This is a genomic window from Paraburkholderia terrae (assembly GCF_002902925.1).
Lineage (GTDB): Bacteria > Pseudomonadota > Gammaproteobacteria > Burkholderiales > Burkholderiaceae > Paraburkholderia > Paraburkholderia terrae.
Window position 1 is genome coordinate 2141166 of sequence record NZ_CP026113.1, and the last position, 15596, is coordinate 2156761.

Genomic DNA, 15596 nt, shown 5'->3' on the forward strand with positions numbered 1-15596 from the left:
ACGAAATAAAAGGAGAATGCGGGTCGGGTTCGTGGGCGCGTCAACTCAGGTCGAGTTCGCTGACTTTGTGAATGCTTGCATCGGCTACAGCAGCGCCGTTCGACGCCTTTGCGTGGCTATCGGGCGCGTCGTAGTACGCGAGATATTTGCGCTGCGTCGCGATGTGATCGGCAATGTGCTTCGCGTCATGCCACACGCCCCAGATGAAAGCGGAACCGCGACGCGACAGCCACGGAAGACCAAGAAAATAGATGCCCGGTTCTTTCGAAACACCACGCTGATGCTTCGGCTTGCCTTTGTCGTCGAAGGCATCGACTTGCAGCCAGTTGAAATCGACGGCATAGCCCGTTGCCCAGATGATCGACGTCACGCCTGCCTTGACCAGATCGAGTTCGATAATCGGATTGATCACACAGTCCGGGTCTGCAGGAATGACGCGCGCCTCGGGTTCTTCCGGAAGATCGAGACCGTTGCGGGCAGCGTAGGCATCCGCTGCATCGAGCAGCGACAGATAGTTTTCGTCACCACGCGCGATGTTGTCCGCGAGATCCGAGTCGAACGTTACGACGCTATCGTCGAACGATTTCGTCAGACCAACGAGCGTGACGCCCTGATGCGCCAGACGTCGAAAGTCCACCGTATGGCCGCCGCGCGCGCCGCTCACCGCGATGGTCACGTGCTCCTTACCAGGGCGCATGACTTCGGCATCCCATTCACCGAGCACGCCGAGCCACCAGCAGAAGTCGCGGCCGCGATAGCCGCGCGGCGGGCGATCGTGCGGCCCGACCGACAGATACACCTGCCTGCCCGAACGCTGCAATTCATCCGCGATCTGCACGCCCGACGAACCTGCGCCGATCACGAGCACGCCGCCTTCTGGCAACTGTTGGGGATTGCGATAGTCGGCGGAATGAATCTGCGTGAACCGATCTGATTTCGGCGCGACGGCGGGAATCAACGGGCGTTGAAACGGTCCCGTCGCGACGACCACACGGTTGGCTTCGAAGGTACCGTCCGAGGTCTCGACAGTGAAACCCTGGTGACCCGCATTGCGCACCACCTTCTTCACTTCGACGCCGGTGCGGATCGGCGCATCGAATTTCTTCGCATAGGCGACGAAGTAATCCGCGACCTGATCCTTCGAAGCGAAGCCATCCGGATCGACTTCGGCGAACTCCAGATTAGGGAAACGATCGTGCCACGCGGGCCCATTCGCAACCAGCGAATCCCAGCGTCCCGTGCGCCACCGCTCGGCGATGCGCGCGCGCTCCAGCACGATATGCGGCACGCCGATGTTGCTCAAATGTTCGCTCATCGCCACGCCGGCCTGACCGGCGCCGACTACGAGCGTGTCGATTGACGTTGTTTTCACTGCCATGGCTAAGTCCTTCTCAAAGGCGGTTTGATTCGAGCCGTCGTGACGTCGCGTTCGATGCAGGCGAAGCGACTTGTCGAACGGCGCGCAGCACCGTGAATCAGCTGTCCTGGTGCAGAATCTACGCGCGCCCCTCGAATCCGAAAAATATATTTAAAAAATGCATTGCATCCGATTTACCTATGCAGCGTTTTTTGACCGCCTCACAATGGTGCGCAATGAACGCCCGAATCTGGAGCATTGCCGATGGAAAACCATCCCCTGCGTTACTCGCTTCGTCAGCTGCGCTATTTCGTGGTCACGGCGGAAACGCTGTCGTTCACGGCCGCCGCGAAGCGCCTGCATATCTCGCAGCCGTCGATCTCGACGGCACTCGCCGACCTCGAATCGTCATTCGGCGTGCAGCTTTTCATCAGACATCACGCGAGCGGCCTGTCACTCACGCAAGCGGGCCGCGACCTGCTGGGACAGGCGCGCAATCTGCTGAAGATCGCCGAAGAATTGCAGACATCGGCCAAAGAGATGGACGGCGGCATGACCGGCTCGATTGCGCTCGGCTGCCTGGTGTCGCTCGCGCCGCCCTTGATGCCGAGGCTTATCAGCCGGTTCGCGAGCGAGCACGCGGGCATTTCGTTTCGAACGGTCGAAGCGCATCAGGACGGTCTGCTAAGAGGCCTGCATGACGGCTCGCTCGACATAGTTCTGACCTATAGCCTCGATCTGACGGAAGACATCGCCTTCACGCCGCTGCTGTCGCTGCCGCCATACGTGATCCTGCCGACATCGCATCGTCTTGCCCGCGCGCGCAAGGTATCGTTGACGGACCTGTTGCACGAGCCTTACGTGATGCTGGATCTGCCGCATAGCCGCGAGTACTTCGCCGCGCTGTTCGACGCCGTGGGCAGCCGGCCCGTGCCCGCCTTCCGCTCGTCGCAGCCGGAAGTCGTGCGCGGCATGGTGGCGAACGGACTCGGCTACAGCATCCTCAACTTTCCGCTCAAGTCGAACCGTACCGTGGACGGCGAAGACTTCGTCGTGAAGCGCTTCAAGGACAACGTCAACGCGACGACACTCGGCATCGCGCAATCGCGCACGATGCGGCCCAGGCAGGTGGTGCAACGGTTTGCGTCGTATTGCGAGACTTATATCCGGCGGCTGCATCTGGACACGTAATCCTGTTTGAAACGCGCGTCAAAGCCCGCGCGAGCAGCATCCGCGCTACATAGTAAAAACCTTTGCTTTGCATCCAAAAACAATATTTTGGCTGGGAATTTGGCTTGATAGATTGATGTCCATGTCGAGCGCAACACCACGCAATCCAGCGTCGGCGCGCTCTCGGTAGCTCGAAACAAGGAGGGCGACATGGCACATCCGGTAAGGACGATCGCAATAGAAGCGCTGGTCGATGAGCTGCTGACCGGTTGCGATCGACCCTTCAGCGAAGCGCGCTCGATGCCGCCCGGTGTCTACACGTCACCCGAGTTTCTCGCGCTGGAAGAGCGCGATATCTTCTCGCGCGAATGGCAATGCGTCGGCCGCGCTAGCGCGCTGAAGAATGCCGGCGACTATCTGACTACGCGGATCGGCGACCAGCCGATCGTCGTGCTGCGCGACGAGCAGATGCAATTGAAGGCGATGTCGAATGTCTGCCTGCATCGCATGTCGGTACTGCTCGAAGGACGCGGCAATGTGCGCAGGATCGTGTGCCCATATCACGCGTGGAATTACTCGCTCGATGGCGCGCTGAAAGGTGCGCCGCTGATGGATCGGCAAGAAGGCTTCTGCAAGGAAAGCTATCGCCTGCCTGCCGTTCGCTGTGAAGAATGGCAGGGCTGGATCTACGTGACGCTCGATGAAAACGCCCCACCCGTTCACGCGCAACTCGCTGAATTGAACGAGTTGATCGGCGCATACGGCATGTCCGACTACATCGAAACTTTCTATGAAGAACACGTGTGGGACACGAACTGGAAGATCCTCGCGGAAAACTTCATGGAGAGCTATCACCTGCCGATGCTGCATCGCGCGACGGTAGGCCCGCATTCGCGGCTCGAAGAAATGGAATGCCCGCCCGGTCTTCCAGCCTTCAACTATCACTGGATCACGAAGGAAGCTTCCTTGCCGATCGGCAACGCGCATCCCGACAACACGCGTCTAACGGGACACTGGCGCAAGACGACCGCCCTGCTTGCGATTTACCCAACGCATCTCGTGACGCTGACGCCGGGCTACTTCTGGTATCTCGTGCTGCAGCCCGAAGGCGTGGGGCGTGTGCATATCCGCTTCGGCGGTGGACTGGCGCCGGAATTCGTCGCCGATCCGCAAGCGCATGAATACATGGCAACGCTCAAGAAGCTCCTCGACGACGTGAACGCGGAAGACCGACGCGGCGTGGAAGCGGTATTTCGCGGCGTGCATGCACCGCTTGCCAAGCCCGGTCATCTGAGCCATCTCGAACGCCCTAACTATGACTTCGCGCGCTATCTCGCGGCGAAGATCGGCACGCATTGATTACGAAGCAACACCGACAGGACGCCAGCACGATGTCAAAGCCTTCCTTCATCTCATTCTCGGGCGTGAGCAAATCGTATGACGGCGCGCATTACGTCGTCGACGATCTGAACCTCGACGTGCGCAAGGGCGAATTCCTGTCGCTGCTCGGGCCGTCGGGATCGGGCAAGACCACCACGCTGATGATGCTCGCGGGTTTCGAAACGCCCACGCAAGGCGAGATTCGCCTCGATGGACGTCGACTCGACGACAAGCCGCCGCATCAACGCGACATCGGCATGGTGTTCCAGAATTACGCGCTCTTTCCGCATCTGACGATTGCCGAGAATGTCGCGTTTCCGCTTTCGGTTCGTCGCGTGAGCCGCGCCGAGCAGAAAACGCGCGTGAAGCGCGCGCTGGAGATGATCGAGTTGCCGCATCTGGCGAACCGCCGTCCTTCGCAACTTTCCGGCGGACAACAGCAGCGCGTCGCGCTGGCACGCGCGCTAGTGTTCGAGCCAAGCGTCGTCTTGATGGACGAACCGCTCGGCGCGCTCGACAAGCGTCTGCGCGAAACGATGCAATACGAAATCATGCGCCTGCACCGCGAACTATCGCTCACGATCGTCTACGTGACGCACGATCAGGCCGAAGCGCTGACGATGTCTAACCGCGTCGCCGTCTTCTCCGATGGCCGCATCCAGCAGGCCGCCACGCCGAGCGAGCTTTACGAGAATGCGCAGAATGCCTTCGTCGCGAACTTCGTCGGCGAGAACAATGGGCTGACGGGACGCGTCATCAACGTAAGCGACGACAGCGCGACCCTCGCGCTGGCGGACGGCAGCATTATTCGCGGCCGCTGCGAAAGCGGTCTGCGCGAGGGTGACGACGCGATGCTGGCGCTGCGCCCCGAGCGAGCGCATATCCCGAGTGCCGAAGGCACGCAAATCGACGGACACAGCAACGTCGTGCAAGCCCGCGTCGAAGAACTGGTTTACTGCGGCGATCATCACCGCGTTCATCTGAAGCTCGGCGCGCGCGACAGCATCGTCGTCAAGGTGCCCAACACGCAGCGTCACGCGCTGCCTGAGCCAGGCAACATGGTCGAGGTCGCATGGCGCCACGACGATTGCAAGATTCTCGCAATGACGGCAAGCGCGCATCGCAACGCGCCTGCCAATTACTCCCCGCCGTCTCCGTTACCTACCATCATTACGACCGCACCTGCAGGAGCCAACTGACATGCGTACTCAAATCAAGGCACAACGTGCCGCACTTGCCGCACTCTCCGTCTTCGCGTTCTTCGCCGCCGGTGCTCAGGCAGCGGAAACACTTTCCGTCGTGACGTTCGGCGGCGCCTATGAAGCGGCTGCGAAGAAAGCCTATTTCGAGCCCTTCACGCAAGCCACGGGCGTGGGCTTTTCGACGGAATCCTATGACGGCGGCCTCGCCAAGCTCTCCGCAATGGAGCAGGCGAAGAACACCACATGGGACCTGATCGACCTCGAAACGAACGATGCAATCACCGCCTGCGACGAAGGCCTGCTGCAGAAGTTCGACAAGAAATCGTTGGGCAAGACGAGCGATTTCATTCCCGGCTCGATCAGCGATTGCGCGGTGGCGAGCATGGTCTGGTCCACCGTCTTCGCCTACGATGCAAGCAAGCTGAAGACCGCGCCGACCACCGTCGCCGACTTCTTCGACCTGCAGAAATTCCCGGGCAAGCGCGGGCTGCGCAAGTCGCCGAAGGTATCGATGGAATGGGCGCTGATTGCCGACGGCGTCGATCCGAAGGACGTGTACAAGGTGCTGGCCACGCCCGCGGGCGTCGATCGCGCGTTCAAGAAGCTCGATACGATCAAGAAGAACATCGTCTGGTGGGAATCGGGCGCACAGGCCCCGCAGTTGCTCGCGGACGGCGCGGTGGTGATGACGCAGGCCTACAACGGCCGCATCGACGATGCCGCGAAGAAAGACAACAAGCCGTTCAAGGCCGTCTGGGATGCGCAGGTCTATGACTTCGACTGGTGGGGCATTCCGACGGGCGCAAAGCACGCGGACGCGGCGGCGAAGTTCATCGTTTCCGCTTCGCAGCCGAAAGCGTATGCCGATCTCTCGAAGTACATCGCCTACGCGCCGCCGCGCAAGGATGCGATCGCGCTCGTCGACAAGCAGCGGCTGTCCGATCTTCCGACCTCGCCGCAGAACTTCAAGCGTGCGTTGCAGATCAACGCGGGTTTCTGGGCCGACAACGCCGACCAGATCAACAAGCGCTTCCAGACCTGGCTTACTCAGTAACCCCGGCGGTAACTTCGCTGTTTAAAGAGCGCAACGAGAGCAAAGAGAGCCCGACGTGAATACCAGCATGCCCGTATCGGCCCAAGCCGCGGCTTCGGGCTCTCCAACGAGAGCCAACGGCCGCGCTTCGTTCCAGAAGGCGCAGCGCCGCGCGTCGGCTCAGGCGCTGCTGCTTGCGCTGCCGTTGATTCTGTTCCTGCTATCGACGTTCATCGCGCCGATCGCGTTGCTGCTCGCGCGCAGCGTGCAGAATCACGAAGTGCCTAACAGCATGCCCGCGCTCACGCGCGCGCTCGATGCGTGGGACGGGCACGGCGTCCCCGACGAGCGCACGTTCGCGCTGCTTGCGTCGGGCCTGAAGGAAGCGCAAGGGAGCGGGCAACTCGGCACGGTTGCGCGGCGCCTGAACTTTGCTCAGGCCGAGTTTCGCAGCCTGCTGATGCGCACCGCGCGCAACTTGCCGGCTGACGCGCCGCCCGCATGGAAACCCGCGCTCGTTGAAATGGACGAACGCTGGAACGCGCCGGAAACCTGGCGTCTGCTGAAACGCGCCGCCGCGTCGCCGACACCGGACTATCTGCTCGCCGCCGTCGATGCGCAGGTCACGCCGCAAGGCTCGGTCGAATTCGTGCCGGACAACTCGTCGGTCTATCGGCAAGCGTTCCTGCGTACGATCTCGATCAGCGCGACGGTCACGGTGCTGTGTCTGCTGCTCGGCTATCCCGTCGCGTGGATGCTCGCCAATCTGCCCGCGAAAAGCAGCAACCGTCTGATGCTGCTCGTGATCGTGCCGTTCTGGACCTCGCTGCTGGTGCGCACCACCGCGTGGTATGTGTTGTTGCAGCCGGGCGGCGTCATCAATAGCCTGCTGATGGGGCTCGGTCTCGCGACGCATCCCGTGCCACTGATCTTCAATCGCGCGGGCGTGCTGATCGGCATGACGCATGTGTTGTTGCCGTACATGATTCTCGCGATCTATTCGGTGATGAAGAGTGTCTCGCCCATTTACGTGCGCGCGGCGCAGTCGCTCGGCGCGCATCCGTTCACCGCATTCGTGCGCGTGTATGTACCGCAAACGCTGCCGGGTGTCGGCGCGGGCTGCTTCCTCGTATTCGTGCTTGCGCTCGGTTACTACATCACGCCCGCGTTACTCGGCGGAGCGGGCGACGAGATGATCAGCCAGCTCATCGCGATGCAGACCAATACGCAGCTGAACTGGGGGCTTGCAGGCGCGCTGTCGGCGTATCTCGTGATCTTTACCGCAGTCTTCTACTTCCTGTTCAACCGCATCGTCGGTATCGACCGTTTGCGCTTTGGTTGAGCGACGCCTACACGACGACAAGAGAACGCCATGCAAAACCAACGGAAGAAGGTGCTGACGGAGCGCATCGCGACGCATTGGGTGCGGGTGCATACCGCGCTCGTGCTGTTCTTTCTGATCGCGCCGATTCTCGCGATCATCCCGCTCTCGTTCAATTCGGGTTCGTATTTCTCATACCCGTTGCAGGGCTTTTCGCTGCGCTGGTATGAGCAGGCACTGACCAGCGGCGACTGGCAGCGCGCGCTATTGAACAGCCTCGGCATTGGCGCGGCATCGACGCTGATCGCCACGTGTCTCGGCACGCTTGCGGCGCTCGGCCTGAGCCGCACACAGTTTCCGCTGCGTTCGCTGATCATGCCGATCATCATCTCGCCGATGATCGTTCCCATCGTCGTCGTCGCGGCCGGGTTCTATCTGATCTTCGCGCCGCTCGGGCTCGTGAATTCATATCCGGGCGTTGTGCTGGCGCATGCGGCGCTTGGCACGCCGTTTGTGGTAATCACCGTGACGGCATCGCTTCTGTCGTTCGATCAGAGTCTGCTGCGCGCCGCATCGGGTCTTGGCGCCAGGCCCTGGGTCGCGTTCAGGCGCGTGACGCTGCCGCTGATTGCGCCAGCCGTCGCGACGGGCAGCGTATTCGCCTTTGCGACGTCGTTCGATGAAGTGATCGTCATTCTGTTCATCGGCGGGCCGGATCAGACGACGGTGCCGCGGCAGATGTGGAGCGGCATCCGCGACTCGATCGATCCGTCGATCCTCGCCGTCGCGACGATGTTGATCGTGTTTGCGGTGTTGCTGTTCGCCAGCATCAACTGGCTGCGCAGCCGCGCTGCGGCTGCGAGCCAGGCACTCGTTTGAGATGCATTAGCGTTGCTGCGGCGTGATGCCGGGCAGCGCCCCCAGCGCGCGCATCCAGATCTGCCGCGTGCGCGTCCACGTCAGTTCACGCCAGTCGGGATCGGCGGGCATGAACGATTCGAACAGTGCGCGGCTGATCGCGCGTCCTCGCGCATCGTGAGGGTCACCGTACAGATGCAGCCAATGGTCGTCGCGCAGCGCCGTGTGCATCGGCGCTTCGGGATAGGTACCGCACTCGATGACGAGTTGCATCAGATGCGTATCCGGCAACGCGTCCAGCATCGCTTGTGATGTATAGCCCGTCGCCCGTGCGACCACACCTGTCTCGCTCACAGCTGCGTCCGCATGCGTGAGCAGCGTGTAGAGCCACGGACCATAGAGGCGCTGCGCGTCGGCGAGCCCCGGATAGACCGACTGTGTAATCGACATCAGCATCGGATGGCCGAACGCGCCTGCGCCCGTATGCAGGTCGAAGGCAATCGCAACCTGAGCGGGCTTGAGGAAACGCGCTGCGATATCGCGCAGCGTACGGTTCGACCAGGTGGGCTGCTGCCCGCCATAGAACAGACCGTCTGCGTGGAGGTATTGACCCGCGCCGACGATCGCCTGCACCCCCGACCACCCCAACGCGTCGATTTGCTTTGCTAGCAGCGCATCGGCATGTTGACGCTGCGGGCCGTCGATGTCGCGGCACGTATAGATTTCGTGCAGCGCTTCGTAACGCGGATTGTCGGGCAGCGCAGCCGTGAAGTCGACGTAGTTGCGATTCAGATCGACGTTGTCTTCGTTCACGCGTCTGACCCACGCCGTGCCCCACGGGTTGATCAGATGGACCATCAGGACCGCGACATCGTCGGGCAAGGGGCGCGTTGCGAGTTCGTGCAGCCACTCTGTCTGACACGTCGAGCCGAAATAGCCCTCGACGCCATGTGTACCCGAGAGTGTCATGAACACGCGCGACGCATGGGGATTGCCAAGCCAGGCGACGTCCGTCGCGAGCGCTTCGCCATTCGGTCCTTTCAGAGGATGGGCGTACGTCGTGAGGGTGGCGCCCGCCGCCTTGGCGGCGTCAAGAAACTGGTTGCGTAACGTGTCGAAACCGGGATCGACGGGAAAGCTGGTCTTCATAAAGCCTCTGGTGAGTCAAACGTTGTTTGCGTCTTCCGAAAGCGCCAACGTAACGCATCCTGCGGGCTTCGCGCAACACAGCAATACTGTACCTTGCGACGGCGGCTCCAGCGGCTCTTCCGTGTATTCGACTTTCCCGTCGACCAGACTTGTCACGCACGTATTGCAAATGCCGATCCGGCAGCTGAATGGGGGCGCATAGCCGTGTTTCTCGGCGAACTCCAGCAGGGAACCGCAACCTGGGTCCCATGCGACGGGTTCGGCTTGTGGGTGAAGGCGGATGGTCGTCGTGGTGGCTGAGCTTTTCTGAATCGCTGCATGCGGTGTCGCGCTTGGAGGCTCCTCGACCACATCTTCCTCAAGTACCGTTGCCGGACCGAAGAACTCGTAATGGATGCGTTCGCGCGCGATACCGAGGCTGCGTAAGAGCTTCCAGTTCGACTGCATGAAAGCGGGCGGGCCGCATAGATAGACTTCGTAGTCATCGAGCGGCAAGAGCGTTTGCAGCGTGTCGCGCGAAATCAGCCCTTCGCTGTCGAAATGCTTCAAAACGCGGTCTTCCGCCGAAGGAAGCCGATAACAGACATGCACGCGCACGTTCGGATGTGCCGCCGCCACCGTCTCGACCTCATGACGAAACGCATGCACCGCGCCGTTCTCGCAGGCATGAATGAAGTACACACGGCGACTGTGCGCGCCGTCCATCGCGCGCAAGCGGTGCAGCATGCTGACGAGCGGCGTCAAGCCGACACCGCCGCTCATCAGCACGACGGGTCGCGTCATGTCGTCACCGCAAACGAAGGCACCCGAAGGTCCCGCGAGTTCCAGTTCGTCGCCGACCTGCACCCGTTCGTGAAGATAGGACGAGCCGCGCCCCGCAGGCACCGCTTCGCCGCCTTGTTCGTGTTTGACGGAGATTCGCCAGCGCGTGTTATTGGCGGGATCACCGGAGAGGCTATACGTGCGCAACAATCGCTCGCCTGACGGCGAAGGCAGACGCACCGTGATGAATTGCCCCGCTACGAACGGAGGCAGCGCTTCGCCATCGACAGGCACGAGATCGAACGAAACGATCGATGCGCTTTCCGGCGTGCGCCGCGTCACGCGAAAGCGCCTGAAGCCCAACGCCGCGCGCGGCCCAGCCAGCGTCGCAGGATCGTCCACGATACGCATGTCAGTGCTCCGCGCGCAGCCGGTTCACCACATAGACCGGCGCGGGCGTGACTGTTGTCTGCTGCTCACGTTCAATCATCTGCGCAAGCGCGCGCCTGAAACGCAGCGGTCCAGCGTCGATCGCGAGATCGATGTTCGGCGTGCGGGCGTTCTGCATGCCGCGATGGACGGCCGTCAACACGACGCGGTCCTCTTCGAAAGCGTGACGCACGTCCGCATCGAACTGGCGCGACACCTGTTCATCCTGCGGCGCGAAGTTGCGCGTCTGGAACCAGTAGTAACGTGTGTGCGATTCGTCGACGGGTGTCATGAAGTTATACGAATTCATCAGGAACACGTCGGGATGAAGCGGTGCATCGTCGCCGCCCGTTCCCGCCGGTGTGAAGATCGCCTTGATGATCGCGTGCGACGGGAAGCGCACTTCGTAATGCTGCTTGCGATCGCACCGCCCTTCGAAGCCGACGAACTGCGCATAGAACGGCGCCACGTCGACATCACGCATCCAGCGAGAGACCGTCACGCCATGCGCGGCGACCTCGGTTTTCAGCGGTTCGGCCTCGCATGCAGCATTGCCGAACGAGGACGGATGCACCCACGCGACATGCGAAGGATCAAGCAGATTGTCGGTGACATAAAGGTAATGGCAATCCACCGTCATCACGTCGCCGCGATTCACACCCCACGCAGGATCGCCCCATTCGTCGATCTGCACGATCGTCGCGGCATCCGCCTCGTCGGCATCGCCCATCCAGATCCACAGCAGGCCGTAGCGTTCCGCCAGCGGATAGCTGCGCACTTTCGCGCCGGGCGGAATGCGCGGGCTGCCTGGCGCGCGCACGCATGCGCCCTCGCAATCGAAGGTCAGGCCGTGATAACCGCACTCCACCTGATCACCGATCAACTTTCCCATCGACAGCGGCAGCTTGCGATGCGGGCACGCATCTTCGAGCGCGACGGGCGTGCCATCCTCGCGGCGATACAACACGACCGGTTCGCCGAGGATCGTCACGGGCATGAGCGTGTGCGTCACCTCTGCGTCCCATGCTGCGACGTACCATGCATTCCTCAGAAACATTGCGCTGCCTCCGTTATCCGGTTTCGTATTCACTTACCGATCAGGATAAAAAGCCAAAACATAAAAGAACAGATGTCAAACTCTGGCTGTTCGTTTAGAGTTTCTAAATCGTCGAACCTTCCCCCACCCATACGATGACGACGAACAGCTTTCCCCCTTTGCGTGCGCTGCAGGTGTTCGAAGCGGTAGGCCGGTGCGGCGGCGTGACGGAAGCGGCGAAGCGGCTGGGCATCTCCGCTGGTGCTGTGAGCCAGCAGATCAAACTGCTCGAAGACACGCTCGGACTGCACCTCACGCAAAAGGACGGCAAGCGGCTGAGCCTGACGTCGATCGGACGCCAGTATCACGAAAGCTGCGCAGCCGCATTCGAAAGCCTGCGTGTCGCGCATGCGGAAATCGAACGCGCGAAGAACACGCGCAATCTCAGCGTCAGCGCACTGCCCTCACTGCTGTCGAAATGGCTCGCGCCGCGAATGCTCGAATGGCAGCGCCAGCACGCCGATCTCAGCGTGTATCTGGACGGCACGCACACGGAGCCGTCGCCGGATGGATATGACATCGACTTTCGTATCAGCTACGGCGAGCGCATTGCGGATGTCGATAATTCTGTCGAACTGTTCCGCGATTATGTGGTGCCCGTTTGCAGTCCGCGACTGCTCGCAGCGGACGTACCGCTCGTTGCGCCCGCCGAGATTCTTGGCTATCCGCTGATATCGGTCGACTGGCGGCCGAAGTTCGCGTCGCCGCCTTCGTGGCGCGAATGGCTCGTTGCCAACGATGTCGATTGCGGTACTCTGAACGAGAACCGTCAGGTGTTTTCGCTATCGAGCGTCGCGATTCAGGCGGCTATCGACGGTTACGGTTTCGTGCTCGCGCAAAGCTCGATGGTCTGCGACGATCTCGCCGCAGGCCGTCTCGTGATGCCCTTCGCGCTCGGATTGTCACTACCGTGGCCGTATTTCCTCACATGGAAGCCGAACGCTTTCGACAAGCCGCACTGCCGCAGCTTTCACCGCTGGCTCGTGACGCGCGGAAAGGAACAGCAGCAACTTAACGACAGCATGCTGAACGTGGTCGCTTGAAACGAAGCACCGTGCATCAACTCGCGCTCGCGCGCCAGAGCATCGGAAAAAGCGGATGGTCCATCGGCGCGCCTTCGGGCAATTGCGCATCCAGGCCGGGGAAATCTGGGGACGTGCGCCAGCGGCGCGGCGCGTGTCGAACGTCATCACCGATGAATCGGACCGAAAACGCGCGCCGCCGCGTGTTGCCACCGACGCCGCCCGACGCATGCAAGGTCAGCATGTTGAAGCACACCATGTCGCCCGGTTCGAGCGCCCATCCGATGATCGGATAAGCGGCGCGGTTCGACTCGATATCCGGCAAGTCGGCGAGACTGCCTTCCGGAAACCACTTCGCCTCATTGTCCATGAACGTGCGTGGCATGAGCCACGGGCCGAGATGCGAGCCGGCCACGAATTCGAGCGTCGATTCGCGCGAAACGGGATCGACGGGAATCCACATGCTTACGTTCTGCGAGCCGCTAATGTTGTAGTACGGCTGGTCCTGATGCCACGGCGTGCGCTGCCGCGTGTTCGGTTCCTTCACAAGCAAATGGTCGTGATAAAGCCGCACCGTTTCGCCGCCGATCAGCGTGCCCGCCGCCGCGGGCGCCGCCGACTCGTAAATAAAGCGGCGATACGCGTCATTGTCCTGCCAGTTGCAGAAGTCTTCGAAGAACCAGCCTGGATCGTCGGGACGGCTCGCGACCTTCGCACGCGGACTCGGCTGCGCGAGGTTGCGCTCGATACCTTCGCGCAACAGCGCAATGTGATCTTCCGTGAAGAGTTTGCGGATGCACACCGCACCATCGCGGCGAAAGTCGGCGATCAGTTCCGGCGTCAGTACACGTTCGACGCGTGCGTCGATGTCTTGCAGCATGGTGTCTCCGTATAAGGCGCGTTTTCGATCGTCTCAGCCGTTCAGGATATCGAAGTCGAAGTAGCGGCGCTCGATCTTCTGATACGTTCCGTCCTTGATCATATCGGCAATGGCCTGATTGATCATCTCACGCAACTGCGGATCGTCTTTGCGCAAACCAATCGCGGCGCCTTTGCCCAGCGTCTTCGCATCGTTCACGGGCCCCCCGAGAAAGGCATAGCCCTGCCCTTGCGGCGTCTTCAGAAAGCCCTCGCTGCCGGAGATCATGTCCGTCAACGTCGCGTCGAGCCGCCCCGAGCGCAGATCGGTGTAGACAAGTTCCTGATTGGCGTATGACACGACATTGATGCCGGCGGGTGCCCAGTATGCTTTCGCGTACGCTTCCTGCGTCGAGCCTTGCGCAACCCCGATGTTCTTTCCTTTCAGCGATTCGACCGAGGGCTGCAGACCGGCGCCAGCGCGTCCGATCAGGCTGCTCGGCGTGTTGAACAGGGTTGTCGAAAATGCCACTTGTGTTTCGCGTTTCGGCGTCACCGACATGGCCGAGAGAATCGCGTCGAACTTGCGCCCCTGCAGCGCGGGAATGATGCCGTCGAACGCCGTTTCGACCCATACGCATTTTGCGTGGAGCCGGCGGCAAATCTCATTGCCGAGGTCGATTTCGAAGCCGACGAGCTTGCCGTCGGGCGCCTTCGACTCGAACGGCGCGTAAGTGGGATCGACGCCGAACTTCAGTTCGGTCAACTCCTTCGCGTGTACGGACAATGCTGCGAGCAATAGTGCGAGACAAACCAGCGGCTTTTTCATGAGCATCCCCGTTCCAGACAGCAACCGTTGAAAAAAACGGACGATTCCCTTGTCCGTCGATTACGGATCAGCATAGGAACTCAAAAAAACGAAGGATAGAGGCCCGTTGATCGCGGATGATTTAGATTTTCTAAAGCTTGAATGGCGACGCATTCAAGGTGACACGAACATATCGACCAATTGATCGCGCAACCAGCGATGCGCAGGGACCGTCTCGTTGCGTTGATGCCAGAACAGGCTGATGACGCGCTCCGGAGCTTCCAGCGGCGCGCGTACGCTGACGAGGTCGCCGGCCAGTGCGCCGCGTTCGCATAGATCGCGCGGCAGCACGGCGATCAGATCGCTTGCGCGGATGATCTCGCAGGCGACCGTGTAGTGGTTCACCGACGCGACCAGGTTGCGCTTCAAACCGCGCGACGCGAGAAAAATATCGAACGACGGCTGCGTCTGTCCCGCAAGGCTAATGTCGACATGGCGCGCATTCAGAAAGCGCTTCGTGGTCAGCTTGCCGGGCGCGGCGAGCGGATGCCCGCGCCGCATCACGCATGCGTAGTCGACGCTCCAGAGCGAACGCGAACGGATATGCGCGGGCGGCAGTGTCTCGTTCACATAGACGCCGATCAGGCAGTCGACACGGTTGCCTTCCAGAAGCGCCGGCGCGTCGAGCAGGATATTCGGCACGGTTTGCCATTGCAGATGCGGCGCGCTTTCGCCAAACCGTTCGATCAGGCGCGGCATCACGATGCCCGCAACGTAGTCCGACATCGACAGGCTGAAGCTGAGTTCGGCGCTGCCGGGAGAGAACGTCTCTTCATCGAGCGCCGCGCGAATGCGGCTCAGCGAATCGCCTACGGGCCCCCACAGCGCCATCGCCCGTTGGGTCGGCGTGACGCCTGCGCCATTGCGGATGAAGAGAGGATCGTCGAACGCTTCGCGCAAACGGCTCAGCGCGTTGCTGACGGCAGGCTGCGTGAGCGAGAGCTTGGTGGCGGCACGCGTGACGGCGCCTTCCGTCATCAAGGCTTCGAAGACCTTCAGCAGATTCAGATCGAGCGACCGGAAGCTCATGCGCGTCCATTCACGATATCAATGTAATGGATCAAGGATATAAATATTTGTGACGTTCGACA

General features: G+C 61.3%; 14 protein-coding genes. 7 read left to right on the forward strand and 7 right to left on the reverse strand.

The features are described 5' to 3' along the window. Window positions 1-40: 40 nt before the first annotated feature. Window positions 41-1378: a flavin-containing monooxygenase gene (locus C2L65_RS39335; RefSeq protein WP_042305209.1), complete on the reverse strand. Its 1338-nt coding sequence runs from the start codon at window positions 1376-1378 to the stop codon at window positions 41-43. A 243-nt stretch (window positions 1379-1621) separates the two neighbouring features. Between C2L65_RS39335 and C2L65_RS39340 the strand changes: the two genes are divergently transcribed. The 6 genes from C2L65_RS39340 to C2L65_RS39365 all read left to right on the forward strand — a co-directional run bounded on the left by C2L65_RS39340 (window position 1622) and on the right by C2L65_RS39365 (window position 8342). Then, complete coding sequence (locus C2L65_RS39340) at window positions 1622-2548, forward strand: LysR family transcriptional regulator (RefSeq protein ID WP_007736830.1); 927 nt, start codon at window positions 1622-1624, stop codon at window positions 2546-2548. A gap of 189 nt (window positions 2549-2737) precedes the next feature. Continuing rightward, window positions 2738-3886, forward strand: coding sequence for an SRPBCC family protein (locus C2L65_RS39345; RefSeq protein WP_042305210.1), 1149 nt, complete (start codon window positions 2738-2740; stop codon window positions 3884-3886). Between the two features lie 32 nt (window positions 3887-3918). Then, entirely contained in the window at window positions 3919-5106 is a 1188-nt protein-coding gene (locus C2L65_RS39350; RefSeq protein WP_042305354.1) for an ABC transporter ATP-binding protein, read from the forward strand. 1 nt (window position 5107) lies between these two features. Continuing rightward, window positions 5108-6163 (forward strand): ABC transporter substrate-binding protein, encoded by a 1056-nt coding sequence (locus C2L65_RS39355; protein WP_042305211.1) that lies wholly within the window; start codon window positions 5108-5110, stop codon window positions 6161-6163. A 67-nt stretch (window positions 6164-6230) separates the two neighbouring features. Beyond that, window positions 6231-7484, forward strand: coding sequence for an ABC transporter permease (locus C2L65_RS39360; protein ID WP_042305212.1), 1254 nt, complete (start codon window positions 6231-6233; stop codon window positions 7482-7484). A gap of 30 nt (window positions 7485-7514) precedes the next feature. After that, window positions 7515-8342 (forward strand): ABC transporter permease, encoded by an 828-nt coding sequence (locus C2L65_RS39365; RefSeq protein ID WP_009770202.1) that lies wholly within the window; start codon window positions 7515-7517, stop codon window positions 8340-8342. 6 nt (window positions 8343-8348) lie between these two features. Here the strand turns inward: C2L65_RS39365 and C2L65_RS39370 are convergent, their stop codons facing one another. The 3 genes from C2L65_RS39370 to C2L65_RS39380 are packed head-to-tail and all read right to left on the reverse strand — an operon-like array spanning window position 8349 to window position 11718. Beyond that, window positions 8349-9470, reverse strand: coding sequence for a DUF2817 domain-containing protein (locus tag C2L65_RS39370; protein ID WP_042305213.1), 1122 nt, complete (start codon window positions 9468-9470; stop codon window positions 8349-8351). Between the two features lie 15 nt (window positions 9471-9485). Then, window positions 9486-10643 (reverse strand): 2Fe-2S iron-sulfur cluster-binding protein, encoded by a 1158-nt coding sequence (locus C2L65_RS39375; protein WP_042305214.1) that lies wholly within the window; start codon window positions 10641-10643, stop codon window positions 9486-9488. Window position 10644: 1 nt separating this feature from the next. After that, on the reverse strand, window positions 10645-11718 hold the full coding sequence (locus C2L65_RS39380) for an aromatic ring-hydroxylating dioxygenase subunit alpha (RefSeq protein ID WP_042305215.1): 1074 nt from the start codon (window positions 11716-11718) through the stop codon (window positions 10645-10647). A gap of 134 nt (window positions 11719-11852) precedes the next feature. On the opposite strand from C2L65_RS39380, the gene C2L65_RS39385 reads away from it, so the two are divergent. Continuing rightward, window positions 11853-12800 carry a LysR substrate-binding domain-containing protein gene (locus C2L65_RS39385; RefSeq protein ID WP_042305216.1) on the forward strand — a complete coding sequence of 316 codons (948 nt, stop codon included), beginning with the start codon at window positions 11853-11855 and terminating at the stop codon, window positions 12798-12800. A gap of 16 nt (window positions 12801-12816) precedes the next feature. Here C2L65_RS39385 and C2L65_RS39390 read toward each other — a convergent pair whose 3' ends face one another. From C2L65_RS39390 to C2L65_RS39400, 3 genes are all read right to left on the reverse strand, one after another. Continuing rightward, window positions 12817-13659 carry a phytanoyl-CoA dioxygenase family protein gene (locus C2L65_RS39390; protein ID WP_042305217.1) on the reverse strand — a complete coding sequence of 281 codons (843 nt, stop codon included), beginning with the start codon at window positions 13657-13659 and terminating at the stop codon, window positions 12817-12819. Window positions 13660-13692: 33 nt separating this feature from the next. Then, entirely contained in the window at window positions 13693-14466 is a 774-nt protein-coding gene (locus tag C2L65_RS39395) for an ABC transporter substrate-binding protein (protein ID WP_042305355.1), read from the reverse strand. Window positions 14467-14619: 153 nt separating this feature from the next. Then, window positions 14620-15534, reverse strand: a complete 915-nt coding sequence (locus tag C2L65_RS39400) for a LysR family transcriptional regulator (protein WP_042305218.1) — start codon at window positions 15532-15534, stop codon at window positions 14620-14622. Window positions 15535-15596: the final 62 nt, after the last annotated feature.

Excerpts from the sequence above, each read along its gene's own strand:
- C2L65_RS39390 (WP_042305217.1), bottom strand. The coding sequence starts at position 13,659 with ATGCTGCAAGACATCGACGCACGCGTCGAACGTGTACTGACGCCGGAA.
- C2L65_RS39360 (WP_042305212.1), top strand. The coding sequence starts at position 6,231 with ATGCCCGTATCGGCCCAAGCCGCGGCTTCGGGCTCTCCAACGAGAGCC.
- C2L65_RS39340 (WP_007736830.1), top strand. The coding sequence starts at position 1,622 with ATGGAAAACCATCCCCTGCGTTACTCGCTTCGTCAGCTGCGCTATTTC.
- C2L65_RS39335 (WP_042305209.1), bottom strand. The coding sequence starts at position 1,378 with ATGGCAGTGAAAACAACGTCAATCGACACGCTCGTAGTCGGCGCCGGT.
- C2L65_RS39350 (WP_042305354.1), top strand. The coding sequence starts at position 3,919 with ATGTCAAAGCCTTCCTTCATCTCATTCTCGGGCGTGAGCAAATCGTAT.
- C2L65_RS39365 (WP_009770202.1), top strand. The coding sequence starts at position 7,515 with ATGCAAAACCAACGGAAGAAGGTGCTGACGGAGCGCATCGCGACGCAT.
- C2L65_RS39355 (WP_042305211.1), top strand. The coding sequence starts at position 5,108 with ATGCGTACTCAAATCAAGGCACAACGTGCCGCACTTGCCGCACTCTCC.
- C2L65_RS39345 (WP_042305210.1), top strand. The coding sequence starts at position 2,738 with ATGGCACATCCGGTAAGGACGATCGCAATAGAAGCGCTGGTCGATGAG.
- C2L65_RS39385 (WP_042305216.1), top strand. The coding sequence starts at position 11,853 with ATGACGACGAACAGCTTTCCCCCTTTGCGTGCGCTGCAGGTGTTCGAA.
- C2L65_RS39375 (WP_042305214.1), bottom strand. The coding sequence starts at position 10,643 with ATGCGTATCGTGGACGATCCTGCGACGCTGGCTGGGCCGCGCGCGGCG.
- C2L65_RS39395 (WP_042305355.1), bottom strand. The coding sequence starts at position 14,466 with ATGAAAAAGCCGCTGGTTTGTCTCGCACTATTGCTCGCAGCATTGTCC.
- C2L65_RS39400 (WP_042305218.1), bottom strand. The coding sequence starts at position 15,534 with ATGAGCTTCCGGTCGCTCGATCTGAATCTGCTGAAGGTCTTCGAAGCC.
- C2L65_RS39380 (WP_042305215.1), bottom strand. The coding sequence starts at position 11,718 with ATGTTTCTGAGGAATGCATGGTACGTCGCAGCATGGGACGCAGAGGTG.
- C2L65_RS39370 (WP_042305213.1), bottom strand. The coding sequence starts at position 9,470 with ATGAAGACCAGCTTTCCCGTCGATCCCGGTTTCGACACGTTACGCAAC.